At 37.0% G+C, this 24,704-nt stretch carries 27 protein-coding genes; 11 read left to right on the plus strand and 16 right to left on the minus strand.

Annotation, left to right across the window (positions count from 1 at the left end; genetic code table 11):
- Positions 1 to 267 precede the first annotated feature (267 nt).
- Positions 268 to 2,007: an ABC transporter ATP-binding protein gene (locus ABC382_RS11915; RefSeq protein ID WP_412926833.1), complete on the minus strand. Its 1,740-nt coding sequence runs from the start codon at positions 2,005 to 2,007 to the stop codon at positions 268 to 270.
- A 121-nt stretch (positions 2,008 to 2,128) separates the two neighbouring features.
- Here ABC382_RS11915 and ABC382_RS11920 point away from each other — a divergent pair, with 121 nt between their 5' ends.
- Genes ABC382_RS11920 through ABC382_RS11930 form a run of 3 tightly spaced genes read left to right on the plus strand, consistent with a single transcriptional unit; the run spans position 2,129 to position 6,893 of the window.
- Positions 2,129 to 3,559 (plus strand): ABC transporter permease, encoded by a 1,431-nt coding sequence (locus tag ABC382_RS11920; protein WP_313469383.1) that lies wholly within the window; start codon positions 2,129 to 2,131, stop codon positions 3,557 to 3,559.
- A gap of 13 nt (positions 3,560 to 3,572) precedes the next feature.
- Positions 3,573 to 5,069, plus strand: a complete 1,497-nt coding sequence (locus tag ABC382_RS11925) for an ABC transporter permease (protein WP_274795716.1) — start codon at positions 3,573 to 3,575, stop codon at positions 5,067 to 5,069.
- A 12-nt stretch (positions 5,070 to 5,081) separates the two neighbouring features.
- Positions 5,082 to 6,893, plus strand: a complete 1,812-nt coding sequence (locus ABC382_RS11930) for an ABC transporter substrate-binding protein (protein ID WP_322611329.1) — start codon at positions 5,082 to 5,084, stop codon at positions 6,891 to 6,893.
- 70 nt (positions 6,894 to 6,963) lie between these two features.
- Here ABC382_RS11930 and ABC382_RS11935 read toward each other — a convergent pair whose 3' ends face one another.
- A complete protein-coding gene (locus ABC382_RS11935) occupies positions 6,964 to 7,545 on the minus strand; it encodes a phosphatidylglycerophosphatase A family protein (RefSeq protein ID WP_274795714.1) in 582 nt (193 codons plus the stop codon).
- A gap of 112 nt (positions 7,546 to 7,657) precedes the next feature.
- On the opposite strand from ABC382_RS11935, the gene ABC382_RS11940 reads away from it, so the two are divergent.
- From ABC382_RS11940 to ABC382_RS11950, 3 genes are all read left to right on the plus strand, one after another.
- Entirely contained in the window at positions 7,658 to 8,377 is a 720-nt protein-coding gene (locus ABC382_RS11940) for an alpha/beta hydrolase (protein ID WP_274795713.1), read from the plus strand.
- 83 nt (positions 8,378 to 8,460) lie between these two features.
- A complete protein-coding gene (locus ABC382_RS11945; protein ID WP_274795712.1) occupies positions 8,461 to 8,976 on the plus strand; it encodes a YjcG family protein in 516 nt (171 codons plus the stop codon).
- 3 nt (positions 8,977 to 8,979) lie between these two features.
- A complete protein-coding gene (locus tag ABC382_RS11950) occupies positions 8,980 to 9,408 on the plus strand; it encodes a GNAT family N-acetyltransferase (protein WP_274795711.1) in 429 nt (142 codons plus the stop codon).
- 190 nt (positions 9,409 to 9,598) lie between these two features.
- On the opposite strand, the gene ABC382_RS11955 is transcribed toward ABC382_RS11950, so the two are convergent.
- The 6 genes from ABC382_RS11955 to ABC382_RS11980 all read right to left on the minus strand — a co-directional run bounded on the left by ABC382_RS11955 (position 9,599) and on the right by ABC382_RS11980 (position 12,453).
- Positions 9,599 to 9,847, minus strand: a complete 249-nt coding sequence (locus tag ABC382_RS11955; RefSeq protein WP_274795710.1) for a stage VI sporulation protein F — start codon at positions 9,845 to 9,847, stop codon at positions 9,599 to 9,601.
- Between the two features lie 138 nt (positions 9,848 to 9,985).
- Positions 9,986 to 10,162 (minus strand): YjcZ family sporulation protein, encoded by a 177-nt coding sequence (locus ABC382_RS11960; protein WP_274795709.1) that lies wholly within the window; start codon positions 10,160 to 10,162, stop codon positions 9,986 to 9,988.
- 65 nt (positions 10,163 to 10,227) lie between these two features.
- Positions 10,228 to 10,587, minus strand: coding sequence for a stage V sporulation protein AE (spoVAE, locus tag ABC382_RS11965; protein ID WP_274797271.1), 360 nt, complete (start codon positions 10,585 to 10,587; stop codon positions 10,228 to 10,230).
- Positions 10,588 to 10,603: 16 nt separating this feature from the next.
- On the minus strand, positions 10,604 to 11,599 hold the full coding sequence (locus ABC382_RS11970) for a stage V sporulation protein AD (RefSeq protein ID WP_274795708.1): 996 nt from the start codon (positions 11,597 to 11,599) through the stop codon (positions 10,604 to 10,606).
- Positions 11,593 to 12,048 carry a stage V sporulation protein AC gene (gene spoVAC, locus ABC382_RS11975; protein ID WP_274795707.1) on the minus strand — a complete coding sequence of 152 codons (456 nt, stop codon included), beginning with the start codon at positions 12,046 to 12,048 and terminating at the stop codon, positions 11,593 to 11,595. The genes ABC382_RS11970 and spoVAC overlap by 7 nt, the downstream gene beginning before the upstream one ends.
- Positions 12,049 to 12,453, minus strand: a complete 405-nt coding sequence (locus ABC382_RS11980; protein WP_412926834.1) for a YhcN/YlaJ family sporulation lipoprotein — start codon at positions 12,451 to 12,453, stop codon at positions 12,049 to 12,051.
- A 133-nt stretch (positions 12,454 to 12,586) separates the two neighbouring features.
- On the opposite strand from ABC382_RS11980, the gene ABC382_RS11985 reads away from it, so the two are divergent.
- The gene (locus tag ABC382_RS11985; protein WP_008174263.1) at positions 12,587 to 13,111 is read left to right on the plus strand and encodes a CotY/CotZ family spore coat protein; all 525 of its coding nucleotides are present in this window, start codon (positions 12,587 to 12,589) and stop codon (positions 13,109 to 13,111) included.
- A gap of 63 nt (positions 13,112 to 13,174) precedes the next feature.
- On the opposite strand, the gene ABC382_RS11990 is transcribed toward ABC382_RS11985, so the two are convergent.
- From ABC382_RS11990 to ABC382_RS12015, 6 genes are all read right to left on the minus strand, one after another.
- A complete protein-coding gene (locus ABC382_RS11990; protein WP_407132903.1) occupies positions 13,175 to 13,576 on the minus strand; it encodes a hypothetical protein in 402 nt (133 codons plus the stop codon).
- 52 nt (positions 13,577 to 13,628) lie between these two features.
- Positions 13,629 to 15,005, minus strand: a complete 1,377-nt coding sequence (gene mgtE, locus ABC382_RS11995) for a magnesium transporter (RefSeq protein WP_312504826.1) — start codon at positions 15,003 to 15,005, stop codon at positions 13,629 to 13,631.
- 300 nt (positions 15,006 to 15,305) lie between these two features.
- Positions 15,306 to 16,214, minus strand: coding sequence for an RluA family pseudouridine synthase (locus ABC382_RS12000; RefSeq protein WP_312505135.1), 909 nt, complete (start codon positions 16,212 to 16,214; stop codon positions 15,306 to 15,308).
- Between the two features lies 1 nt (position 16,215).
- Complete coding sequence (locus ABC382_RS12005; protein ID WP_274795702.1) at positions 16,216 to 17,010, minus strand: NAD kinase; 795 nt, start codon at positions 17,008 to 17,010, stop codon at positions 16,216 to 16,218.
- Positions 17,007 to 17,678: a GTP diphosphokinase gene (gene yjbM, locus ABC382_RS12010; RefSeq protein ID WP_274795701.1), complete on the minus strand. Its 672-nt coding sequence runs from the start codon at positions 17,676 to 17,678 to the stop codon at positions 17,007 to 17,009. Before yjbM ends, ABC382_RS12005 begins: the two co-directional genes overlap by 4 nt.
- A 54-nt stretch (positions 17,679 to 17,732) precedes the next feature.
- Positions 17,733 to 18,116, minus strand: coding sequence for a UPF0738 family protein (locus ABC382_RS12015; RefSeq protein ID WP_274795700.1), 384 nt, complete (start codon positions 18,114 to 18,116; stop codon positions 17,733 to 17,735).
- A gap of 126 nt (positions 18,117 to 18,242) precedes the next feature.
- Here ABC382_RS12015 and ABC382_RS12020 point away from each other — a divergent pair, with 126 nt between their 5' ends.
- From ABC382_RS12020 to ABC382_RS12035, 4 genes are all read left to right on the plus strand, one after another.
- The gene (locus ABC382_RS12020) at positions 18,243 to 18,830 is read left to right on the plus strand and encodes a CYTH domain-containing protein (protein ID WP_412926835.1); all 588 of its coding nucleotides are present in this window, start codon (positions 18,243 to 18,245) and stop codon (positions 18,828 to 18,830) included.
- A 32-nt stretch (positions 18,831 to 18,862) separates the two neighbouring features.
- Positions 18,863 to 19,645 carry a lytic transglycosylase domain-containing protein gene (locus ABC382_RS12025; protein ID WP_312504830.1) on the plus strand — a complete coding sequence of 261 codons (783 nt, stop codon included), beginning with the start codon at positions 18,863 to 18,865 and terminating at the stop codon, positions 19,643 to 19,645.
- A 308-nt stretch (positions 19,646 to 19,953) separates the two neighbouring features.
- Positions 19,954 to 20,361, plus strand: a complete 408-nt coding sequence (locus tag ABC382_RS12030; RefSeq protein WP_012292959.1) for a globin domain-containing protein — start codon at positions 19,954 to 19,956, stop codon at positions 20,359 to 20,361.
- Positions 20,354 to 21,163, plus strand: coding sequence for a DsbA family protein (locus ABC382_RS12035; RefSeq protein ID WP_312504833.1), 810 nt, complete (start codon positions 20,354 to 20,356; stop codon positions 21,161 to 21,163). The genes ABC382_RS12030 and ABC382_RS12035 overlap by 8 nt, the downstream gene beginning before the upstream one ends.
- Before the next feature lie 399 nt (positions 21,164 to 21,562).
- On the opposite strand, the gene pepF is transcribed toward ABC382_RS12035, so the two are convergent.
- Together pepF and ABC382_RS12045 are read right to left on the minus strand one after the other, a co-directional pair.
- Positions 21,563 to 23,380: an oligoendopeptidase F gene (pepF, locus tag ABC382_RS12040; RefSeq protein ID WP_341385626.1), complete on the minus strand. Its 1,818-nt coding sequence runs from the start codon at positions 23,378 to 23,380 to the stop codon at positions 21,563 to 21,565.
- 51 nt (positions 23,381 to 23,431) lie between these two features.
- Positions 23,432 to 24,553, minus strand: a complete 1,122-nt coding sequence (locus ABC382_RS12045) for a competence protein CoiA (RefSeq protein WP_412926836.1) — start codon at positions 24,551 to 24,553, stop codon at positions 23,432 to 23,434.
- Positions 24,554 to 24,704: the final 151 nt, after the last annotated feature.

Consider the following 24,704-nt stretch of genomic DNA (forward strand, 5'->3'; position numbering starts at 1 on the left):
ATTAAATATAAAACAACAGCCAAAATTATTGTTCCACTAGTTATTAGTGTCTTAATATCTGATTGCTTCACTATTATCTCCCTCAGTTATTTATTTAAACTAATAATAACATGCCTTAGTTCCTTTTAGATAGATTCAGGAATTTTTCAAAATAAAAAGATTATGTACTGTAAATACATAATCTCTTAGGTATAGATATACGATATTTTAAACATAAAACAAACGAAGATTTCTGAATAAAATTGGAGACATTATCTTTCCAAGCTATCACATTGATACAGCTACCCAATGATTCGGAGAGACCTCTACTAGTTGACTATTTTCTACTTCGTATCGAACTTTCATATCTTCTGTATGTTCAGCGTCATTATATTTCTGTTTCTCAATTTTCGGATCTGGAATTGGAATAGAGCGTAATAATGCTTGTGTATAGGGATGCTGAGGGTTAGTATACAACTCCTCGCTTTCCGCTAATTCTACAATTTTACCACCATACATGACTGCTACACGATCACTGATATGTTTCACCATTGATAAATCATGTGCAATAAATAAATACGTCAAACCTAGTTTATGTTGTAATTCCTTCAATAAATCCACAATTTGTTTTTGAATCGAAACATCTAGTGCTGATAAGGGCTCATCACAAACGATAAAATTTGGTTCAACTGCTAATGCTCTAGCAATACCTATACGTTGTCGTTGACCACCTGAAAATTCATGAGGATAACGCATAGAATGTTCTTTCTTTAAACCAACAAGCTCTAGCAATTCCTCTACTCGTTGTCGTCTCTCTTCATGGTTCTTTACTAAGCCATGAATATCAAGAGCCTCCCCAATAATATCTAGAATTTTTTTGCGAGGATTTAACGATGAATATGGATCTTGGAAAATAATTTGCATATGTCGGCGCATGGCCTTTAATTGCTTTTTCGTTAGCCTTGTTACGGGTATCCCCTGATACAAAACTTCACCGTTTGTAGGCTGATGAAGCTGTAGTATTGTTCGACCAGTGGTAGATTTACCAGAACCCGATTCACCCACCAGGCCTAGTGTTTCACCAGGGTATATATAAAATGATAAATCATTAACTGCTTTCAGCGTTTGACCTCGGCCTAATGAGAATTCCTTTGATAAATGTGTTACCTCGATTAGTGGCTTATGTTTATCAATACCCGCCTGAATATTGGCCATTTCTTTTGGCTGCTTTTTCTCATGTAGCTTTGGTAACGCATTCAATAATTTTTGGGTATACGGATGTTGAGCATTTGCAAAAATCTCTTCTGTTGTACCCTGTTCAACAATTTCCCCCTCTTTCATCACAATGATTCGATCACACATACCGGCAACAACGCCCAAATCATGCGTAATTAAAATAATAGATGTCCCCATTTTCTTTTGCATATCTCGCATCAATTTTAAAATTTGAGCTTGAATGGTTACATCGAGTGCTGTTGTTGGCTCATCTGCAATAAGTAGTGAGGGGTTACATGCGAGGGCCATGGCAATCATCACGCGCTGACGCATACCACCTGAAAATTCATGAGGGTATTGTCGATACCGTTCTTCTGCATCTCGAATGCCAACAAGTTTTAATAATTCTATTGTTTGCTGATAGGCTTCTGTTTTTGACATGGACTGATGTTTGATTAAACTTTCAGCCACTTGATCCCCTATTCGAATAGTAGGGTTTGTAGAGGTCATCGGATCCTGAAAAATCATACTAATATCTTGTCCACGAATCCCCTCCATTTGTTTTTCACTTAATTCAGTGAGTTCTTGCCCTTTAAACACAATCGTGCCAGATTTCAGAAATGAAGGTGGTGATGGCAATAAACGCATAATGGAACGTGCCGTTACACTTTTCCCACTACCTGACTCTCCCACAATTCCGAGTGTTTCACCCTTATTTAGATGGAAGCTCACGTCCTTCACCGCTTCAAATTCTGTCTCTCCTGTGATAAAGGACACGCGCAGATCATTGATTTCTAAAAGCTTTTCACTCATTCGACCCATCCTTTTTAAAATTAGTGATTGACTTACTTTCAAGTATAATCCATACTTTACAATACTGATAGGAATTATACAATATACCACTGAATATTTTATTTACGTTTGGAGGAAATGCATGGTTACTTCAAAAATTCATCTAAAACCAAAAGAATTTATTTTCTTTTCTATGGTTTATCAAAAACTAATGCATCAAAAGCCTTATCAATTCATTCTTTTTCTTTTTAGTATTTTAGTCCACCCTTTTACATACTTTATTTATCGGAAAAGGAATCATTCTAATACCTTTGATCAGGCTTTTGCATTGCGTAGTCAGCACTACCTGGAGAATGGATTGGTTGCCCATTGGCAAAAAGATTTCGAACAACAAGAAATAGCAAAGGCCAATTTTTTTAAAGAGGCAGTAGCAGCGTCACAAATTCAGGCAACAGCTAAGCAATTAGCTCAAGGAAAGCTCCAACAGCAAGTAGAGCAAGATTTACTTAAAGATGGCATAAAACAATTAACTTATGACCAATTTTTTATTCATCTACTAACAAACAAACGATTTGTTGCTCTTACCTTTCTACCAGCTGTTTTATTTTATGTAGTACTTATCTTATTTGCGAATCCATTCCTGCAATTTATCATTGAACGTATTTTGCAAAGCTTCATTGTTATTGTTGGTGTGGCTACTTTAGTATTTACTATTTTGTATTTATCACCATTCGATCCAGCAAGAAATCTTCTTGGAGTCGAAGCAACACCAGAGCAAATTGCAAACTTTAATCGGATTCACGGTTTGGATCAACCTTATTTATCTCAGCTATGGAACGCATTATCAGGCCTATTTACATTTGATTTAGGCACATCCTTTGCAGGTAAAGAAGATATTACGCACAGCATTGCTACTAAATTTCCTGTCACATTGGAAATAGCCGTTTTGTCATTATTAATGGCTATTGCAATTGCCATTCCAGTCGGTATTATTTCAGCAGTTCGTCCAAATTCCTATTTGGATTATACATTTATGTTCATTGCTTTAATCGGATTATCTATCCCAAGCTTTTGGCAAGGTTTAATTTTTATTTTGACTTTTGCATTAAAGCTACAGTGGTTTCCAGCAACCTATAATCCTCATAATTGGTTATCGCTCATCATGCCAATTATCGTCTTGGGAACATCCATTACGGCATCCATTGCCAGAATGACAAGATCGAGCATGCTTGAGGTAATACACGAGGATTATATTATTACTGCAAAAGCAAAAGGCTTAAATGAATTTAAAGTGATTTCAAAACATGCCATTCGTAATGCCATGATTCCGATTATTACGGTGATTGGACTTCTTTTTGGGGGTATGTTGGGAGGCGCATCTGTAACGGAAAAGGTATTCAACATTAGTGGGATTGGGAGCTATATCGTCGATAAACAATTTATCCCCGATATTCCGGCCATTCTTGGAGGCGTTGTTTATATTGCCATCACGATCTCAATTGTCAATTTAGTAATTGATATCATGTATGCCTTTTTTGATCCACGCATTCGCTCAAAAATGAAGAAGTCTTAAAGGAGGATCACCTGTGAAAAACATCTTACATGTCAAACTACTCTTGAAGATCACACAGGAATATGTCAATTCTCATTTTACTTTTGTCTTTTCCTTACTGTTTTCTTTATTGTTTCTAGCTTATAGCTATAATTTTTCAACCAATAGCTGGCGACAGGTAGTTCTGCTCTTTTTTATTATTTACGCTATTACAACGGCATATGTTGCCATCGTCAATTTACGAATTAAAAAGGATTTGGCAAAGCATGGAGACATTCAAAAAAGCACCCGTCTACTTGGCTATCCACTGTTAGTAACTATTCTGTCAGGCAATATTTTTTCGACATCTTTTGCATTTATGCTTGTGTCGAAAAGAAAGACTGCAGAATATACTTTTGCTGCCTATGCCTTTATTACACAATTATTCATCATTGGTATTGCAGCGTTGAATTTATTTAAACCCTATGTAACAGATACCTTTTTACTTGCTATGGGTCTTTTCTTAGTACTTGCACTTTTTTATATCGTGATGGCTCTTGTATGTACAAAATATGTCACGCCGACTGAGGCACCAAAATGGATGCTCATCCCAGGTATTATTCTGCTATTAGCTACTTTTACTGGCAATCTATTTGCAACATTACTAGGCTATAGTCTTATTCAAAAGGCTCGAAAGGCAAACCCATCTTCTATAGAAAAGTGGCAAAAAATCTGGGAAAAAATCTTACGTAATACGATGGCGGTATTCGGTTTATTCTTCATTATTTTTATGTTTTCATTGTCCATTACAAGCTCTTGGACTTTTGATTATGACTTCGCAACAGAAAATAACTATGGTGCATTACTGCAAACTCCATCTTTAGATTATCCGCTAGGCACAGATAATTACGGACGAGATTTATTTTCACGTATTGTATTTGGGGCCCAAATATCATTAATCGTCGGATTTTTCTCAACAATTATACCAGCAATTGTTGGAGGCGCATTAGGAGCATTTTCTGGCTATTACGGTAAATCAACTGACAATATCATCATGCGAAGTCTTGATATTTTATATGCCATTCCTGGTATTTTATTAGCTATTGCTATTATCGCTGCATTTGGTGCTAATACGGTAAATCTTATTATCGCACTTAGTGTTGGAGCCATTCCAACCTATGCTCGTACAATGCGGGCCAATGTGATGCAGCTCGCTAATTTTGAATTTGTGGAATCCGCTAGAGCTTTAGGGGCATCTGATGCTGCGATTATTTTCAAGCACATCGTTCCCAATTCATTAGCCCCGATGATTGTAAAAGCAACATTAACAATCGGTGGAGCTGTTATTTCAACAAGTAGCTTAAGTTTCTTAGGACTTGGTATTGAGCCACATATTCCTGAATGGGGCAACATTTTAAAAGTTGGTAGTACGTACCTGGAGACACATTCATATGTCGCAATTTTCCCAGGTCTTTGTATTATGCTTCTTGTTCTCTCCTTTAACTTCTTAGGAGACGGTTTACGAGATGCTTTAGATCCAAAAACAAATTAATTGGAGGTAACTATGAAGAAATTACTTGTATTTTTATTCGTTGCAGTACTAGCTTTAGCTGGCTGCGTACAAACAAAAACTGACGTAGAAGGCAGTAAAGATTCAAAAGATAGTGACAAGAGCAATGGCAAGGTTGCTATTGAAGTATTAGGAATGGCAGCCTCTGAAGAAGATATGAATATTGTCCGCGACCAATTAGTTAAAAATGGCTTTGATGTGAAACTAAATATTCAACCAGACTACGGCTCATTCTCAGCTCAAAAAGAAGCTGGGAACTATGATCTGGCACTCTCAAGCTGGACGACAGTTACTGGGAACCCTGACTATGCTGTTCGTGGTTTATTTAAAACTGGTGGGGATTACAGTGTTGTAGCCGACTCCAAATTAGATGCTTTAATCGATGAAGCGAGCACTTTAACAGGCGAGGAAGCAGCAGCTAAATATAAAGATTTAGAGCAATTATTAGTTTTCGATCAAGCTTATATTGCACCTTTATATATTTCCAATAAGTATCAAGGTATTTACTCTGAACTAGTAAATCCTAAAACGGTTCATTTACCAAAATCTCGTGCACAAGTATGGGAACAAATCGAATTTAATGATACATCTAAAAATGCGACAGAACCTTTAATTTTACACCAAACAATTAATTCTCTAACTTCACTTGATCCAATTAAAGGGAATGATGGTTCCATCAACACATTAAATACAAATATGTATGTTCGTTTAGTTAACTTAACAGACACTGATGAAGTTGTTTCAGATGGTTCATTATCGTATAACCATGTAATGGCTGAAGGTAATCAAGAATATTACTTTATTTTACGCGATGATATTAATTTTGCAGCTGTCAAGGAAGGTGCAGCAGTTGATACGGGCGAATTAGTGTCGGCTGAAGATGTGGTCTTCTCATTAAACCGTGCAAAAGATGCAAACTCAGTACCAGATCATCGTACTTATAGCATTCACGAAAACATTGAAACAGTTGAAATCGTTTCTGATTTAACTGAATTACAAAATAAAAAGGTAGCAGGCTCTGAGCAATCCGTTTTAGAAGCATTATCTCAAAACTTACCTGCTTCTGTTGCCCAGTTAGCAAAGGATAAAGGGGCTGTAAATAATGCGGCAGGTGCATATCAAGTTGTCAAAATTACAACACCAACACCATTCCCTCAAGTGTTAAATTATTTAGCACACCAATCTGGTGGTATTGTATCTGAAAAACAAGTAACAAGTATTAATACGTACGATGTGGCTAGCTACGACCCTGACAAAGACATTGCCTATGGTGATCAAGCTACTGTCACGGAAGGTTCAGCAACATTCAACAACCAGCTATATGCAAGTGGACCATATATTTTAGTAAAGAAAAACGATTATGAAGCACAATTTGTGAAAAACCCTGCTTACCGTGCTGGCAGTGAATATGAGCCAAAAATTGCTAAAATCAATGTCCGTTTTATTTCTGATGTTGATAGTGCTCTATCTGCATTACGCAATGGTGAAATTCATGTTCTTCAAACAGTACCAGAAACAAAACTGGATATTGTTAAATCAGACGCTAAATTAACATTAAATACAGCAGATAGTAATGCAGTAGCTTACTTACAAATGAATACTTCTGGACGTGCAGTTTCTGATTCAGCAGATTTACGTAAAGCGATTCTATACTCCATTAACCAAGATGAATTCATTAGCTATTACCAAGGCAATAAAAAACCAGCTGTATCTACAGTTTCTCCATTAATTGATACTGGCTTGAAACTTGAAGCGGATAGTGAAAAAGTAAAAGAATTTGTAAAAGCGTATAACGATAAAAAGTAAGTCAATATCACATACTAAAGGAGCCTTCTCAAAATGTGAGAAGGCTCCTTTTATTATAGAAGAAACTCTTTTATATTTCGTTATGTGATTTTGGTTTTGGACCTAGCTCTTCCGGCTCGATATCAGCAAATGTTTCGCCCTCTTCTTCTAAGTCACGCATACGGTGCGCAATTCGAGAAGCCGCTGATGCTGCTATACTGCCAACTAAATCATCTAAAAATGTATTAACGTGATGCCCAGGTTCTGTATCGAGTTTTTTGATAATCCCTACTTTTTGCTTGTCTAAATGGCCGAAAGTGGTAACTGCAATGCTGCCATATGTAAAAACGGATCCTAGGGCAATTGTTTCGTCTACACCAAATAACCCTTCATCTGATTCTATAATTTGTTGTAGTGGTGAAGATAATAATTTCTTTTCTGCTAGTTCATCTAATTCAATTCCTACTAGTAAAGCATGTTGCACTTCTCGTTTACGTAATACACGCTCAACAGAATGAACACAATGCTCCAATGTTAAACCTTCATTATAGGTTTTTTGCATTTCGTAAACAATTTGTGCGATATCCTCTATCGCTACACCTCTACGAATTAACGCGGCTTGAGCTGCCTTCGCTACTTCGTCAGAGTGCACACGTATACTTTTATTATGCATAATTAACCCTCATTTCGATTTTATTGCTAGTATAACGCTAGCCCAACCTATTATACCTTTACTTTCGTAATATGGTACAATTTTGTTACAAACATAAGAAGGAGTGTCATCATTGGATAAGGGAACAGTACAGGATTTAACATTTTATAGTGAAGCATTACAGGAAGAATTACAGCTCTATATTTATGTTCCTGCAAATTATTCTCCACTTTATAAATACAATATTTTAATCGCATCAGATGGTAAAGATTATTTCCAACTTGGCGGCATTACAAAGCTAGCTGATGAACTGATTGATGACTATGAAATCGAAAATTTAATTATAGCTTTTGTTCCTTACAAAGATATTAAAGATCGACGTCATAAATATATTCCAAGCGGTGTGCAACACGAAGCCTATCTACGCTTTTTAGCGCATGAGCTAGTACCCTATTTAGACAGTGAATATGCTACTTACCAGATGGGTATGAGTCGTGGTGTAATTGGTGATTCTATGGCCGCTACGGCTTCCTTAATGGCTGCCCTAAAATACCCAAGTATCTTCGGCAAAGTCATACTACAATCACCATATGTGGACGAAGATGTATTAAAGGCTGTAGAAAATTTTAAAGATCCAGGCTCTATTTCTATCTACCATATCGTAGGTAAAGGTGAAGATCAGGTTGTAACAATGGATAAAACGATCAAAGACTTTTTAACACCTAATCGTCAATTGCATGAGCTAATGATTCGGAAAGGGTTTACTACATTTTATGATGAGTTCGATGGCAATCATACATGGAAATACTGGAAACCAGACCTTCGCCGTGCATTAATTGAAAATTTCAATTAATATTGGGTGATTAAAATTACGAAAACTGAAATTTCTGTTATACTTAAATAGAAAAATTGTTTATTTTCGGGAGGTAATGGACTATGAAGTACGGTATTGTGGCATTTCCATCAAAAAAATTGCAAGATTTAGCGAACACTTATCGCAAACGATATGATCCACACTATGCGAAGATTACACCGCATATAACGTTAAAGGATAGCTTCGATGCGTCTGAAGAAGAGATTCAAACCATCGTCAAGCAATTAGATGAACTTGCTGCTAAATATGCACCATTAAACATTCATGCATCTCGCATAAGTTCGTTTTTCCCTACAACCAATGCAATTTACTTCCGCATTGAACCAACTGAACAATTAGCAGCATTCCAACATGCTCTGCAAGAGAAAATCCCTTATGGGGAAACGAAACATGTATTTGTTCCTCATATTACAATCGCTCAAAAAATGTCAGACTCCGAGCATGACGACATCTTCGGACAATTACGCATGACTGGCGTTGATGAAAAGGATACAATTGATCGCATTCATCTTTTATACCAATTAGAAGATGGTTCATGGACAACATACGAAACATTCCGTTTGTCTGGAGCTGAGTGATGATTGTATAACGTTAAAATTGTTGAAACAAAGCACGAATACGATGATGCCTTCGCTATTCGTAAAAAAGTTTTTGTTGAGGAGCAGGGTGTTCCGCTTCATCTAGAATGTGATGCAGAGGATGCAACAGCAACACATTTCATTATGTATAATCATGATGAACCAGTCGGAGCAGCACGTTTACGTAGTATTGACAATACTACAGCTAAAATTGAACGTGTTTGTATTTTACAATCTCAGCGCGGCAAAAAATTAGGAGCATTAATTATGAATGAAATGGAGAAACATGCCATTTCCATTAATAAAAAAACTTTAAAGCTTCATGCCCAAAGCTATGCGATTCCCTTCTACGAAAAGCTTGGCTATACGGTAACCTCTCCTGAATTTATGGATGCAGGCATTCCACATCGTGCAATGGAGAAATTAATTTAATCAATCTCTCGGTTACAATCGGCCAGAGGTGCCATCCTGCTTTTTTTAGTACCTAGCAAGTTGAAATGGTGTTACGATATGCACTTTTGCATTTATCGTAACACCATTTTTTATAAAGAGACGAATTCGCTTGCCACCATTTATCTACTCTATCGTAACAAGCTGCTTTGCCAAGTAGATATGCCATGCGCTACTTCATCATTCTAGTGATTTTATCGAAATCTAGTGATCCACCATCTTGAATAATAGATTGCACTAATTTATCTTCTAACTCTTGAGTAATGGATCTATTAGATATTTTAGCAACACGTCGTACAATTTTTCTTACTTGCTTTTCATTGGTAAAATCCGCATGTTGAATGGCATTGGCTAATGCGAAGATTTCATCCATCGATACACCTGTTTTTTGCTCAATCGAATTAAAAAACGAGCGATGCATGTTTTCCCTCCTATCATTAAACTCAAATTGACCTTGCATCTTGCACGAAACATTTCACAAATGGTGGAGGCCTTAACTTTATTTAGTTTTAAGCTCCCACTAAATAAAAGTTAAAGCCTTAACTATATGTTTATCAAATTAGATATAAGTAGCGCCAACAATAATTAATAGAATAAATAGGACAACAATTAGAACGAATGTAGAACCATAGCCATAGTTGTTGCCTCCGCCTCCAGAGTAACCCCCACAATAGCTATTATTCCAGCCACCAACATTATTTCCATACGGTTGTGAGCACCAGCCTTGATATCCCATAAAAGCACCCCTCCCTTCTACAACCTATAATATGTTTCGGTTGTAAAAATGGGAGGGGTATTCGTCTAGTCAATATTTCCTTTTGGTTTAAAAATTAATGCACCAATAAAGCCAAAAACAATAGCTGCGCTGATTCCCGAGCTTGTTACTTCAAACATTCCTGTTAATACACCCACCAGTCCATGTTTTTCTGCCTCAGCTAATGCCCCATGTGTTAAAGAATTACCAAAGGAAGTAATAGGCACTGTCGCACCTGCACCAGCAAAATTGATCAATGGCTCATATAGGCCCATACCATCTAATATGGCCCCAACAACAACTAATGTGCTGAGTGTATGCCCTGGGGTTAATTTGCCAACATCCATTAATAATTGGCCAATGACGCAAATAATGCCTCCAACAATAAATGCAAATACAAATGTCATTACCATAGTTTTTGCCTCATTTCATCGTAATTTCTATCGCATGTGCTGTACAGGGGATGGTTTCACCTTGCTGATACGATAATGGAGATAATAATGCTCCTGTTGCGACAAGTAATACTCGCTTATAGCTGCCTGCACGCAGTTGTTGAATAACATAACTAAAAAAAACAGCTGCTGAACAGCCTGCCCCACTTGCACCAGATTGGAATGCCTCATCTTGTCCATAAAATTCGGCACCTGCATCACGTAATAACGTTAGCTCTTCATTCTTCACACCGTTTTCAACAAGCATTCCCTTCAATAGTTTTAAACCAAGCTGACCCAAATCACCGGTTAAAATTAAATCATAATGATAAATTTTTTGGTTTCTTTGCTGTAGGTGAGATTGAATAGTTTGGAAGGCAGCTGGTGCCATTGCTGCGCCCATATGAAAAGGATCATCCATACCATAGTCTACTGATTTTCCAATCGTTGCTGCTTCTATTGTAGGATACTCCTCACGATGCTTACCGATTAGCGCATAGCCAGCAGCTGTTACAGTCCATTGAGCAGTTTTTGGCTTTTGTGCACCATAATTGATAGGATAGCGGAATTGACGTTCAATTGAATTATGCTGACTAGAGGCACCCGCTAGTGAAAAATTAGCAGCTCCCATCTCTGTTAACAGACACGCAATAATCACTGAAGATACGGATGTGGCACAGGCAGAAAACAATCCAATAAAAGGGATTTCTAAATCTCTTGCTGCAAAATTGGTTGGCGTCATTTGATTGACCAAATCTCCACCCATGAAATAATCGATTTCTCCTTTTTGTACACCAATCTTCTTCATAGCAAATTCACAGGCCTCTTCGATCATTTTGCGATGACCTTGTTCATTAGTTTTCATATCCCAGCGTTCATCATCATAGACGGAGTCGAAATACTGACTAAAAATACTCCGGTTCTCTAAAGGACCAGCTACAACACCACCAGCTAATAGAGATGGCTTCGATTGAAAAACGATTACCATGAAACCACTCCTATCGTCACAAGGATATATTTAATGAGGGCTACGAAAAAAGCAGATACTACCCCAAATAATACGACTGACCCTGCTAATTTAAATAAATTTCCGCCTACTCCTAGGACGAGCCCTTCTGATCGATGTTCGATAGCTGCCGAGATAACGGCATTACCAAAGCCCGTGACAGGTACAGCCGTTCCAGCCCCAGCAAATTGACCAATTTTTTTATAAAGGCCAAGACCTGTTAAAATCATGGCAAAAAACACCATTGTTGCAACAGTTGGATTTCCTGCTGTCGCTTCTGTAAAATTGAAGAAAATAATATAAAAAAGGGACACAGCTTGACCAATTACACATATAAAACCACCAACAAAGAATGCCTTTGCAACATTCTTTAAATAGGGAGGCTTTGGCGTAACATTTTGCTCTAACTGTTGATATTGCTCTTTTTCCATTTAGGTCTCCTCCTTTGCAAGCTCCTTAAGTTCTGTAATTTTATCGCTCAATTTATTATCTTCAATCTGATCCTTTTTTATTTTATTGGCTTCATAAAAAATTTTATAATCAGCTGAGACAAACACCTCTTTGTTTGGATATTTCTCATCAAACTTCTTTTGTAGCTTTTTCTCTAACTTAGTCTTTTTCCACTTTTCCCATGGTTTAATTTGTACTGCTACAAGCATACTATCGTCATATTGGATAACTGTTGAACGATCGACATAGTCTTCCTCTTTAATAAGGGCTTCGACTTCACTTTCATTTTGTAGCAATCCATAGACCATAAATTTTTCTTTTTCAGCACAACCATTTAATAGTGATAAAACGACTAAAAGAGGTAACGACATTCTTAGTAGCCTCAAGTTTTACCCTCCTTTTCTTTACAGTTTCTCCACACATAAAAAAACTATTCATACGAAGATATATACGAAAGCCCGAGTCCAATTTTCAAAAGTACATATTGTAGAAGTAGTAACGAGGAAAGGAGGTGACAATATGGGTTGTGGTAAGCCAACAAATCCTATTGGACCAATCCATTCAGCAGGCTGCGTTTGTGACGTAGTTCGCGCTATTTTAGATATTCAAAATCAAGCGGTGCGAGATGAGTGTTCTCCATGTACAGCTAACTGTTTCTTAGAACCACTAGGCGGGATTGTTAGTCCTGCACGCTCACAAGCAGATACACGTGTATTCATGTTAATTACAAAAGATGGTACTCCTTTCAAAGCATTCTTTAATTCACCAACAGCAGATCCTTGTATCTGTACATCCGTATTCTTCCGCGTAGAAGATATGTTTGATGAGTGCTGTGCGACTTTACGTGTTTTAGAGCCATTATGTACATTTGACTCTAGTGAAAGTACAGTAGACTTATTAAGTCGTGACGGCTGTTGCGTAAACATGAAGAAAATCTGTAAAGTAGATGACTGGAACTCAACAGATAGCTGTATTACTGTAGATTTATCTTGCTTCTGCGCTGTACAATGTATCGCTGATGTTGACTTAGGGATTTGTGACTAATTCTTTCACCTTTGACACACACACATAAAAAAAGTGTACAGCATCCTCTGCTGTACACTTTTTTTATAATGTTGGCAACTTTCTTCCACGCCAAAGTATTTGTTGTATATCTTCAAAATAAATGATTTCCTGTGATTTTAATTCTAATGACGTCAGCATTAAAGAATCACTCTGTACATCTGAAGCAGTACCAGTTAATTTTCTACCATCCTTTAAACAAACTAATAATGGCTGGTAGGCTCTCTGACGAAATGGCTTTTCTAAAAATTGGAGTTGTTTCAGTAAATACGGATCAATTTGTACATCTTCTACTACATCTACTTTTTCTTCAACTGTTTCCTCTTCGAAAATGTGATCCTTTACATATACAGATGTACTTTCATCCAAATCAAGTTCATGTAACACCTTAGAAATATTTAAAAAATATGATGGTGATTTTATAAACAATCGTGGTTCTCGATCCACTTTACTCACTTCCCTTTTTCCATACAATATGCGGAAGTAAGCAAATTGGTTCTTAGCCTATTTGACTTAAGAAAACTGTCGCTAGCCCTAAGTAAATCAAAATACTTGTAATATCATTTAAAGTTGTAATAAACGGCCCTGATGCTACCGCTGGATCTATTTTCAAACGATGCATTAACAACGGTATAAATGAGCCTGCTAATGTCGCTACTAAAATGGATCCACAAAGGGCTGCTCCTACTAGCATTCCTAGAACGAGTTCATGTTTCCAAAAATAAACGATACCAATAACAATTAATCCACAAACAATACCAGACATTAAGCCTGTACCCGCTTCACGAAGTAGTAACTTAAATTTACTATGTTCCTCCACGTCTCCTGTGGCAATACCTCGGATCGCTACAGCTAATGCTTGTGTTCCACTATTTCCGGAAGTCCCTGAAATTAGCGGAATAAAGACAGCTAATAAAGCTACTTTATCTAAAGTATCCTCAAATTGGCCCATTAAATTGGCCGTAAGCATACCTAAAAACAGTAGTACCACTAACCAAGGCAGACGTTTTCTAGCTGCTTGGAATGGAGTTACATCAAACTTATCCATATCCGAAATACCGGCTAATTTTGAGTAATCCTCCGACGCTTCTTCATCAATAACATCAATAATATCATCAACTGTGATAATACCAAGAAGTTCACCTTTATCGTCAATAACCGGTGTTGCTAAGAAATTATAATCCTTCATAATTTGTGCAACCTCTTCTTGGTCATCACCTACATGTACCATGACAACACGTTCGTTCATAATGGAACGAATAAGTGTATCCTCATCAGCAATGATTAAATCACGTAATGAGATAACACCTGTCAAACGGTGTTCTTCATCTACTACAAAAATATAATAAACAGTTTCTGCATCTGGTGCCTCTTTACGTAAAATGGCCATCGCTGAACGTACGGTTGAATTTTCTGGTATAGCGACATATTCAGTGGTCATGATAGAACCAGCTGTATATTCATCATAGCTTAGTAGCTCATTAATTTCTTCAGCCGTTTCCTCATCCATCATTTCTAAATAACTTTCGCGTTGGGCCATATCCAGTTCATTCAAGACATCAGCCGCATCATCAGCATACATATGAGAAAGCATTTCTGCACCATATGAAGGATCCATTTCAGCAAGATATGCTTTATACTCATCATCTTCGATATCGATTGCCTCAAAAATATCAGCCATTTCCGTCGGAGACAAGAACGAATAGATAATCTTCCTTATATCAGGTTCCACCTTTTCGTAAAACGTTGCCTGATCATATGGATGAAGTTCTAAAAACTCATCACGGAATGCGTCAATATTATGTGCTTCGAGCATTTCTCGTAGATGTGCCTCATCAAATTGCACATCATCCTTTTCATTTCTTTCCTCTATCATGCTTGTCCCCTCCTTCCGAGCTTTCAATCATTTTACGGGCAATGCCGTAAATCTACCTTCTATATAATAGAGGGTATTATACCCTTTCTGCAAACCCTTTTTTATATCTTTTCAATGCGTATTTTCATGAACTTCCTTGAAATTGGATATTGCCCCTAAAAAAGTGAAGATTTCTATATTACTATACCTTATATTTGTCATTTATTTATGAAAAAGATGTAAAGAAAATCTCTCCATCCTAATTCTATAGCAAAAATGAAGGAGATGCCCGTTGTGCGAACATCTCCTTATGTCATTAATTTAAGCGGAAGATTCATTTAGCAATCTTTGCATATCTTCAGTGAGCAAACTTGAGAACTTTAATGTTTGATTTGTTAAAGGATGCTCCATATCTAAAGACACACAATGCAATGCTTGGCGGCCAATATATTGGCGATTTCCTCCATAAAGTTCATCTCCAATAAGTGGATATCCTAAATAAGACATATGAACACGAATTTGATGCGTACGTCCTGTATGGAGTCGAAGCTTTATATGTGTCATTGGTTCATTATTAAAATAAAACCTTTTTAACACCGTTACATCAGTATGTGCATATTGCCCATCTTGACGTACCTCTCGCTCAATAATACTGGTTTCTTTGCGTCCAATAGGGGCCACAATTGATTGGACATCTTGTACAACATGTCCATGCACAATGGCTTCATATTGTCTTGAAATTTGACCATGACGTTGAGCAAGTCCCGTTAAATGATGAATATGTGCATGCTTGGCAATACAGAGTAAGCCTGATGTATCTCGGTCTAACCTTGTGACAATATGAGCTGTGGAAGCTAATCCTTGTTGCTGAAAATAACCACAAACTACATTTGCAATGCTATTGGTTGGATGCTCTCGTGAGGGTATCGTACTTTGATGAGCTGGTTTATCAAGGACGAGGATTGCGTCATCCTCATATACGATGGTCAAATCACCATTTTCAATAGCAAGCCCGTCACTTCTTTCCTCAGGGGGAAAGGTCACTTCCACACAATCACCAATATCAAGAACATGTCTTACATTACGTTCAACACCATTCACAGTCAACAAGCCGCCATCAAATTTAATGGCGGTTAAAGCTCGCTTAGAAATACGCCATTCCTGAAGAGCTTCTCGTAATAATTGGCCCTTTTTGTTAGCAATAAAGCGTAGTTTAAATCTTGTATCCATCTTACTCATTCGCGACGAAGGACTCATGCACACGTTCCCAAAATGGGAAGGGGCGGAAACGAGCAAAGCGTACTCTTTCATTTGCTACATTAAATACAATGGCCTTCACATCACCTTGTGTAATTTGTAAATGATCAACGGTCATATTAAAATTCTGATCATTTACTGGACGTAAGACACAATGATGATGCGCTGGTAAAATTAATGGTGAACCAACAGTCCGAAATACACGATTATTAATCGACGCAATTTCTGTGATCTGCAGTGCCGCTAACGTAGGATGGATAATCGCCCCACCGAGCGCTTTATTATAAGCTGTACTACCAGAAGGAGTTGACACACAAAGACCATCTCCACGGAAACGCTCAAACTGATTACCGTTGAGTTCGACATCCATAACAAGTGTTACATCTGGCGATTTGACTGTTGCTTCATTTAAAGCAAGATACGTGTTGGATTCAGCATTATGATGCTCTACCTTTACTTCTAGCAGTGGATACTCTACAACATTAAAGTCTTTTTTAGCAATGGACAAAACTAACTTTTCTAACTCTGATGGCTTCCAATCCGCATAAAACCCTAAATGACCCGTATGAATACCTACAAAGGCTACCTGATCTAATAAATGAGAATATCGATGAAAGGCATGCAACAGCGTACCGTCTCCTCCAATAGAAACTACGATTTCTGGTGTTTCCTCATCATATGTTAAGCCAAAGTCCTGTAAATAGGTTTTAGCTAGCTCCATTAACTCATTGGATTGTGCATCTCTACGTGATTGTATCGAAAACTTCATTGTGCGTCACGCTCCTTCTCCGATAGTAAATTAGGATTCGATGCCTCTTTGTATTCACTAAAGTAAGCCTGTGCCTCTTGAATTTCACTACGAATTGATGACATTTCCTCATCCAATCGAAATGCTGCCTCTGCTGCACTTTGCAGGCGGTTTTTAATTTCCTCTGGGAACATGCCCTTATATTTATAATTTAAAGAATGCTCAATAGATGCCCAGAAATTCATGGCCAATGTTCGTATTTGAATTTCAGCTAATACTACTTTTTTCCCTTGAATCGTTTCAACCGGGTATTCAACAATCATATGATAAGAGCGATACCCACTTGGTTTATTATGTGTAATATAATCACGTTCTTCTACTACACGCATATCTTTCCTCTGACGAATAAGCTCTGTTACCGTTGCAATATCATCAACGAATTGACACATAATACGAAGGCCAGCAATATCGCCAAGTTCATCACCAAGTTGTTTAGAAGGTTCAAAAGCTAATCCTTTTTCTAACGTTTTATCATATATACTTGCTAAGGGCTTTACACGTCCAGTTACAAATTCAATTGGAGAATTGGCATTCACAATTCCAAATTGAGAACGCATGCCCTTTAATTTTACTTTTAATTCGTCTACTGCTTGTTTATAAGGACTTAAAAATATTTCCCATTGTCCCATTGTAAAAACCTCCCGACATTCGGTCGAACATCACCGTCTGTTCGTTTTGTCTTTCTATTCAGCGAGAATTGTCTTGAAGTGTTGTTCCACCGCTTGGACAAATTCTGCCCCGTAATTGAAATTTCCTTCAATATTATACACGAGCATTTCCAATTCTTCGTAAAAATTTGTCAGTTCAATCGTTTCTTTCCCTATTCGTAGTATTGGATTTTTCTTTTTTTGTAAAATATGTACAAGATTCTCCCAACTACTCGGCGGAAAACGCAAGTAATGATAGTCTTCACCTGCATCAAGTAAATAAATAAATGCAAAGTCATCTGAATCTGCAATGAGTTGTCCAGCAGGTTTTAACTGTAAATTTACTTCATTGTCGTTTAAACTAAAATGAAGTTGATCTTGTTCAAAATTCGATGTTTCTATTGTATAAATTTTACGCACTGCGGTTCCCCTTTTCGTTGTACTCTTCCTCTTATTTTATCACACAGGGTAAATAGTTGCAGTGTGTAAATATTAATTCAAGCGAAACAACGAATGAAAAATAAAAAAATAAATAGGTGAATATAAATGACACAAGAGATTGAAATTGAATTTAAAAATCTATTAACAAAACAACAATATGAGCAGTTATTAGAAGACTTCCACATAAGTCAAAATGCTATTCATCGACAAACAAATCATTATTTTGACACACCTACTCAGGCTATTCGCAAACTACAGAGTGGACTGCGTATTAGACAAATTGGTGATTATTATGAATGTACCCTCAAAGAGAAAAATGCCGAGCACGCTCATCTTGAAACGACGGATGAACTTACAGCAGCACAAGCACAGCAAATGCTAGATGGTAAAGGGTTTTATGCCATAGAGGTAGCTAAAAGATTGGACTTCTATCAAATTCCTTTGGAACAATTGCAGATTTTTGGTTCTCTCACTACGGATCGTGTCGAAATTCCTTATAAAGAGGGACTTCTCGTTTTTGACCATTCTTACTATTTGCAGTGTGATGATTATGAGGTAGAATATGAAGCAAAAGATGCAATAAAAGGAAATACAATTTTCGACGAATTTTTACAACAATACGGAATTAAAAAACAAGCTACAGATAAAAAAATAGCGCGCTTTATGAAGGCCCTACAAGCACAAAATTCATAATAGTATAAATATAACGGAAGGTGACTAACTCCTTGGATATTCAATCACTAAAATCTTTACTAGAAATTCAAGCATTGCAAACACTTGGCGCTGCTGAAAATTCATCACCAAACAACCTGACTGACAATAATTCTATTTTTTCTGACATGATCAATGAGTTATTAGGAGATGCCTCGACTGCAAGCAATGCCAAATTATCTAGCTTGCTTGCAACAGGGACAGCTAATAATTCAGATTTCGTCAATCAGCTGGCAATGCTAGCAAATACGTCCGAATCAAGTCCATTGGAATCATTGCTTTACCAAGGCTCTAATGCTGTTTTTATCCCTGAATCTGTCAAACATGCATTAGCTAACACATCTACTAGTAAAAAGCTTGATTCCTATGTTTCGGATGATGTAATAGGCTCTACCGCTTATGCCAATTCACTAGCAGGAGCTAATCAGTATGCCGCTATTATTGAAAAAGCAGCTGCTACTTATCAAGTACCTGCAAAGCTTATTGCAGCTGTTATAAAACAAGAATCTAATTTTAATCCAACCGTAGTAAGCCATGCGGGAGCACAAGGCTTAATGCAATTAATGCCTACAACTGCTCAATATTTAGGCGTGACAAACGCTTTTGACCCAGAACAAAATATTATGGCTGGAGCGAAATATTTGCGTCAAATGCTAGATAAATTTAATAATGATCCTACACTTGCATTAGCTGCCTACAATGCTGGCGCATCACGTGTTACAAAATATGGAGGTATCCCTCCTTTCAAGGAAACACAGAATTATGTCAAAAAAGTGATGAATTACTTTACGGTGTAAACCGCATATTCCCTGTTCTCTATGCCTTTTCCAACAAATTTCACCCTCTGTGGTGAAATTTGTGCTTTTTTAGCGAACAACAATTCGAAAGAGCTCTTTGTTTGTGTTAACGAAAAGACGTTGATAGAATGAAGGTAGTCACAAGAAATTCACATTTTACTGATGACGAAGTATATCAATTTGCCTCGCTGATAAAACAAGCATTCATAGTCTTCTGTGCCTGACGCTTCGCATTAGGTACAAAAACATTTGTTGGATCAGAAAAAATGATACTTTACGATATAAAGAATTAAAGGAGCATATAACTTATGAGTCGAAAATACACTGTTCCTTATGAGGAGCTGGGAGCTGAAAAACTGGAAGAACTTATTCATGCGTTCTATAAAAGAGTTGCTCAGCATCCTGATCTTATTCCAATCTTTCCAAAGGATTTGACAGAGACAGCCCGTAAGCAAATTCAATTTCAAACACAGTATTTAGGTGGACCCAATCTTTTTACTGAAGAACATGGACATCCAATGATGCGTGCACGTCACATGAATTTTCCGATAACACCTGACCGCGCTCAAGCTTGGCTAGAGTGTATGTCAGAAGCAATGGATGAGGTAGGTTTGGAAGGGAAGTTCCGTGAAACTTATTATCAACGTTTAGTATTAACAGCTCATCACATGGTTAATACGCCTAATGACGATGAGGGGGAATTGTTACGTGAATAATATTCAAATGCTACAAGATCCGACGCCAACGATTTCTACTGCTAATAAGCCAATTGAATTGTATATTTTCGTAGATCCACTTTGCCCTGAAGCTTTCAGTATGCAAGCGACTCTTCGTAAATTACAGCTTGAATACAACCATTATTTTACATGGCGCTATGTTTTAAGCACAGAGCTTACTTCATTAAACTGCTTAAGTAAGCGTGTCAAAGGTTGTATTTCAGGAATCGAACTTGATATTAATCACCCTGTGTTACCTTCTATTGCGATTAAAGCAGCTGAATTACAGGGAAAACGTGCAGGTGCACGCTATTTATCGAAACTACAAGAATATGTTTTATTAAGCCATCAAGATGTAAACTCCTATGCTACTCTTTTAAAAATTGCAGAGGATGTTCAGCTTGATATGAATGAGTTCACTGTAGACTTTGGCTCAAAGGAAGCAGCACGAGCCTTCCAATGCGATTTATATATTAAACGTGAAATGGAAGTTGACGAAGTGCCAAGCATCGTATTTTTCAATGAATGTATTGAAGATGAGGGGCTTAAAGTTAGTGGCAGCTATTCCTATGAAGTTTATGAACATATTTTACAAGAAATGCTGAGCGAACAACTTGTACGCCAGCCATTACCATCAATAGAGGACTTATTTTCTAAATTCCATACTCTTTCTACAAATGAAATAGCTTTTATCTATTCATTAACAGAGCAAGCAGCAGAGCGTGAACTAAAGAAACGCATGCTACAACAAAAACTTGAACGAATTCAGACAACTCACGCTACGTTATGGCGTCTTAAATAATACAATAAGCAACAAGGAAGGGACTCCACTAATTTATAATGGGGTCCCTGTTGCTTTTAATTACTCAAAAAACAAAGAAGCGCCTCTATCCTCGACCGATAGAGACGCTTCTTTTTCACAAAGGGGATGGGAGAAATGTTCACGTTCAAACAAAGGGGTGTATGTTTGTTTTGTGATTTATTTCACAAGAATTACTCTATCATGGAATAATATATTTAGCAATGAAACTAATAGTAGATTCACAAATTTGTCAAATAGAAAGCGATTACAAACAGTATTTATCCAACATGCACAATTTTAAACTGTTTATAAATCAAAAAAAATCATTATTCTTTTATTTCAAATTACAATGACAATAACTAAAAAAGGACTATAGGAATATTCCTACAGTCCTTTTAATTAATTATTTAACAATAATTTTTCCAATTCAGTTAAACGCTCTTCAAAAACCTTACATGCATCGTCAATTGGCTTAGCAACGTTCATATCTACACCTGCAGCCTTTAGTACTTCAATTGGGAAATCAGAGCATCCTGCTTTTAAGAAGTTATTAATATAACGTTCTACAGCTGGTTGACCCTCCTCTAAAATTTGTTTACTTAACGCTGTAGCGGCTGATTTACCCGTCGCATATTGATATACATAGTAATTATAGTAGAAGTGTGGAATACGTGCCCACTCTAAACCAATTTCCTCATCCACAACAATATCATCACCAAAGTACTTTTTGTTTAATTCATAATAAACTTCAGTTAAACGATCTGCCGTTAATGACTCACCATTTTTATCCATTTGGTGAATAAGATGTTCGAACTCCGCAAACATTGTTTGTCTGAATACCGTACTTCTAAAACCATCTAACCAATGATTTAGTAAGTATATCTTTTGTTGAGGATCATCAATTGTTTTCAGTAAATAGTCATTCAATAGCTCCTCATTACATGTAGAAGCAACCTCTGCCACAAAGATTGAATAGTCTCCATATACAAATGGCTGATTGTTTCGTGAATAATAACTATGAACACTATGGCCAAATTCATGTGCTAATGTAAATAGATTATTTACATTGTCTTGCCAATTCATTAAAATATACGGATTCGTACCATATGCACCTGATGAATAGGCTCCACTTCGTTTACCTTTATTCTCTAAAACATCTACCCAACGATTATCCAAGCCGTTTTGGACGATGCTTTGATATTCCTCACCTAATGGTGCTAATGCTTTCACTAAAATATCTTTCGCCTCATCATAAGTAACCTTCATTTCCACTTCTTTAACAAGAGGAGCAAATAAATCCCACATATGCAATTCATCCACACCTAATAACTTCTTACGCAATGAAATATAACGTTGCATTGCTGGTAAATGCTTATGAATCGTTTCAATTAACTGATCATAAACATTTTGTGGAATGAAATTATTAGACATCGCTGCATGGCGAGCAGAATCATAATGACGAATACGAGCGTTTACATTATGCTTCTTTACATTACCAGTTAATGTGGCTGAAAACGTATTTTTAAATTTACCATAAGTTTCGTACATGGCTTTAAACGCACCCTCACGTACAGAGCGATCCTTGCTCTCCAAAAACTTGATATAGTTACCATGTGTAAGCTGTACCTCTTCGCCCTCTTCATTTTTCACATGAGGGAAAACCATATCGGCATTATTTAACATGCCGAATGCATTGGAAGCTGTACCAGTAACCTCAGACATTTGAGCTAGCAATGCCTCTTGTTCAGCTGGTAGTACATGTGGACGTGCCATGGTAATTTCTTTTAAAGATTGCTTATATAATTGTAAATCTTGATTTTCTGCTAGGTAGCTTTCAATTGTTTCTTCACTTAAAGACAGAATCTCTGGTGTTAAAAACGCTAGGCCAGCTGAGATACTAGTTGCCAATGTTTGAATACGGCTATTCATATCTTGATAAAAGCCATTTGCCGTATCCTGATCGTAACGCATGTGAGCATATGTGTAGAGCTTCATGGCACGTCCATAAAGATGATCGTGATACTGTAAAGCCGCTAATAATGCCTCTGCTCCATTGTTTAAAGTACCTGCATAGCTAGATGCTTGTTTAGCAAGCTCTGCAACCTCCTTAAACTCCTCTTCCCAAGCTGCATCAGTTGCAAAGATGTCCTCTAAACGCCAAGTTAATTCTTCTGGTACTTCATTTCTTACCAAAACTTTATTACTATTACTAGCCAAGTATGCCAGCCCCCTTAATATGTGCTTTTTTCCTTTTACTCTCATATTTTCTCAATATATTGCGACAATTGCAAATAAATGTGCATACACTTGCTTATAAATATCTTGCGAATGATTTCCTTGCTTTATGTTTTTTAGGAAGTGGCCGTAATGCTGAACAGCGTTAATTGCCTGTTCCGTCCTTTCTATTTGGTGCTCCCTTAAAAATTGCTGAATAAGGTCCCTATCTAATTCATATGACTGCATGCCTAGTCGTTTACTAAAGTGCAACAGCATCGTCTGCCATTCACTTGTAAACAAAGAGATTGCTGCTCCTTCTTTTACTGGTATTCCAATGTAAGAAGGCATAGCAGTTAAAGAAAGCTTTAACTCATAGCAGGTCCGTAAAAACGAATCTTGCGTACCCTTTTTGCTATGTAAAAGGCGTCCGTATGCAAACTGTCTACAAGCATGTTTATACAACTGCCAATATTGTTGAAATTCTGCTTGGGTAATACGCTTGGGTAGATAAAAAGGGAAGAGCTGTTGATCGATTGGAATTACTTGTACTTTGCCTATGAAAGTATGCCCATGAATAGGAAGAAGATTCGTCCAATAAATAAAATGTGCTGTCTTAGCGTTATAGGTTATTAAATAAGGTAATTCTTCTGCGTCCAAGATAAACGCTTTTTGCAGCAAAGGAGGAATTTTAATTTTGCATATACCACTTAAAGTATCTTTGCTTTGAGGAGTTTGAAAAAGCCAAATTGCTTGTATGCCATTTTTTTCATAACCCTCTGTTCGTCGGTCCCATATTTCGTGGGGGATTGTACTACATTGATATTCAAAAGCAAAATGCTTGTCATCCATTGTAACAAGTATATCTGGACGCTGAGAAAGCTTATTTAAAAATGGCTCCAGTTTCACTTTATATTTAAGCTTTTTTAACCATTCATATATTTGAATTTTACCTTGTAGATGTAACTTAGATTCCCCTTCTGAAAATAATTGTGAACATTTATTATTTGAGAGGTGGGCAAAATGTGGAATTTTAGAGTGACCTATTTTCAATTGAACAGGTTCAAGACACTGTGGACAAAAAAATTTCATCTGTCGCCTATATCGCTGTAAAGCTTTCCTCGTATATTGATATGGGAGAAATAGCTGCTGTTGATTGTTATAAGCAATAAGCATCAAATCAGCTCCTTTTTAGCCAACTATAGTAGAGAGGAATGGCTATCACAAAGAAATAAGCTGTTTTTCTTGAAATTAAAGAAATGCGGTCTAAAAATTTATAAGGATAAAAAAAGGACTGCAGTGAAACTCGATCATGAACGAGTTTCAC

It is taken from the genome of Lysinibacillus phoenicis (assembly GCF_047238325.1).
In the GTDB taxonomy this organism is placed as follows: domain Bacteria; phylum Bacillota; class Bacilli; order Bacillales_A; family Planococcaceae; genus Lysinibacillus; species Lysinibacillus irui.

Bases quoted from the DNA above. Each gene is read 5' to 3' on its own strand.
- spoVAC (WP_274795707.1), bottom strand. From the start codon at position 12,048: ATGGAAAAAGAGCAATATCAACAGTTAGAGCAAAATGTTACGCCAAAG.
- ABC382_RS12045 (WP_412926836.1), bottom strand. From the start codon at position 24,553: ATGCTTATTGCTTATAACAATCAACAGCAGCTATTTCTCCCATATCAA.
- yjbM (WP_274795701.1), bottom strand. From the start codon at position 17,678: ATGGGACAATGGGAAATATTTTTAAGTCCTTATAAACAAGCAGTAGAC.
- ABC382_RS12020 (WP_412926835.1), top strand. From the start codon at position 18,243: ATGACACAAGAGATTGAAATTGAATTTAAAAATCTATTAACAAAACAA.
- ABC382_RS11955 (WP_274795710.1), bottom strand. From the start codon at position 9,847: ATGCATCGCTCGTTTTTTAATTCGATTGAGCAAAAAACAGGTGTATCG.
- ABC382_RS12005 (WP_274795702.1), bottom strand. From the start codon at position 17,010: ATGAAGTTTTCGATACAATCACGTAGAGATGCACAATCCAATGAGTTA.
- ABC382_RS11970 (WP_274795708.1), bottom strand. From the start codon at position 11,599: ATGGTAATCGTTTTTCAATCGAAGCCATCTCTATTAGCTGGTGGTGTT.
- ABC382_RS12000 (WP_312505135.1), bottom strand. From the start codon at position 16,214: ATGGATACAAGATTTAAACTACGCTTTATTGCTAACAAAAAGGGCCAA.
- spoVAE (WP_274797271.1), bottom strand. From the start codon at position 10,587: ATGACATTTGTATTTGCATTTATTGTTGGAGGCATTATTTGCGTCATT.
- ABC382_RS11985 (WP_008174263.1), top strand. From the start codon at position 12,587: ATGGGTTGTGGTAAGCCAACAAATCCTATTGGACCAATCCATTCAGCA.
- mgtE (WP_312504826.1), bottom strand. From the start codon at position 15,005: ATGATAGAGGAAAGAAATGAAAAGGATGATGTGCAATTTGATGAGGCA.
- ABC382_RS11920 (WP_313469383.1), top strand. From the start codon at position 2,129: ATGGTTACTTCAAAAATTCATCTAAAACCAAAAGAATTTATTTTCTTT.
- ABC382_RS12030 (WP_012292959.1), top strand. From the start codon at position 19,954: ATGAGTCGAAAATACACTGTTCCTTATGAGGAGCTGGGAGCTGAAAAA.
- ABC382_RS11960 (WP_274795709.1), bottom strand. From the start codon at position 10,162: ATGGGATATCAAGGCTGGTGCTCACAACCGTATGGAAATAATGTTGGT.
- ABC382_RS11915 (WP_412926833.1), bottom strand. From the start codon at position 2,007: ATGAGTGAAAAGCTTTTAGAAATCAATGATCTGCGCGTGTCCTTTATC.
- ABC382_RS11945 (WP_274795712.1), top strand. From the start codon at position 8,461: ATGAAGTACGGTATTGTGGCATTTCCATCAAAAAAATTGCAAGATTTA.
- ABC382_RS11935 (WP_274795714.1), bottom strand. From the start codon at position 7,545: ATGCATAATAAAAGTATACGTGTGCACTCTGACGAAGTAGCGAAGGCA.
- ABC382_RS11930 (WP_322611329.1), top strand. From the start codon at position 5,082: ATGAAGAAATTACTTGTATTTTTATTCGTTGCAGTACTAGCTTTAGCT.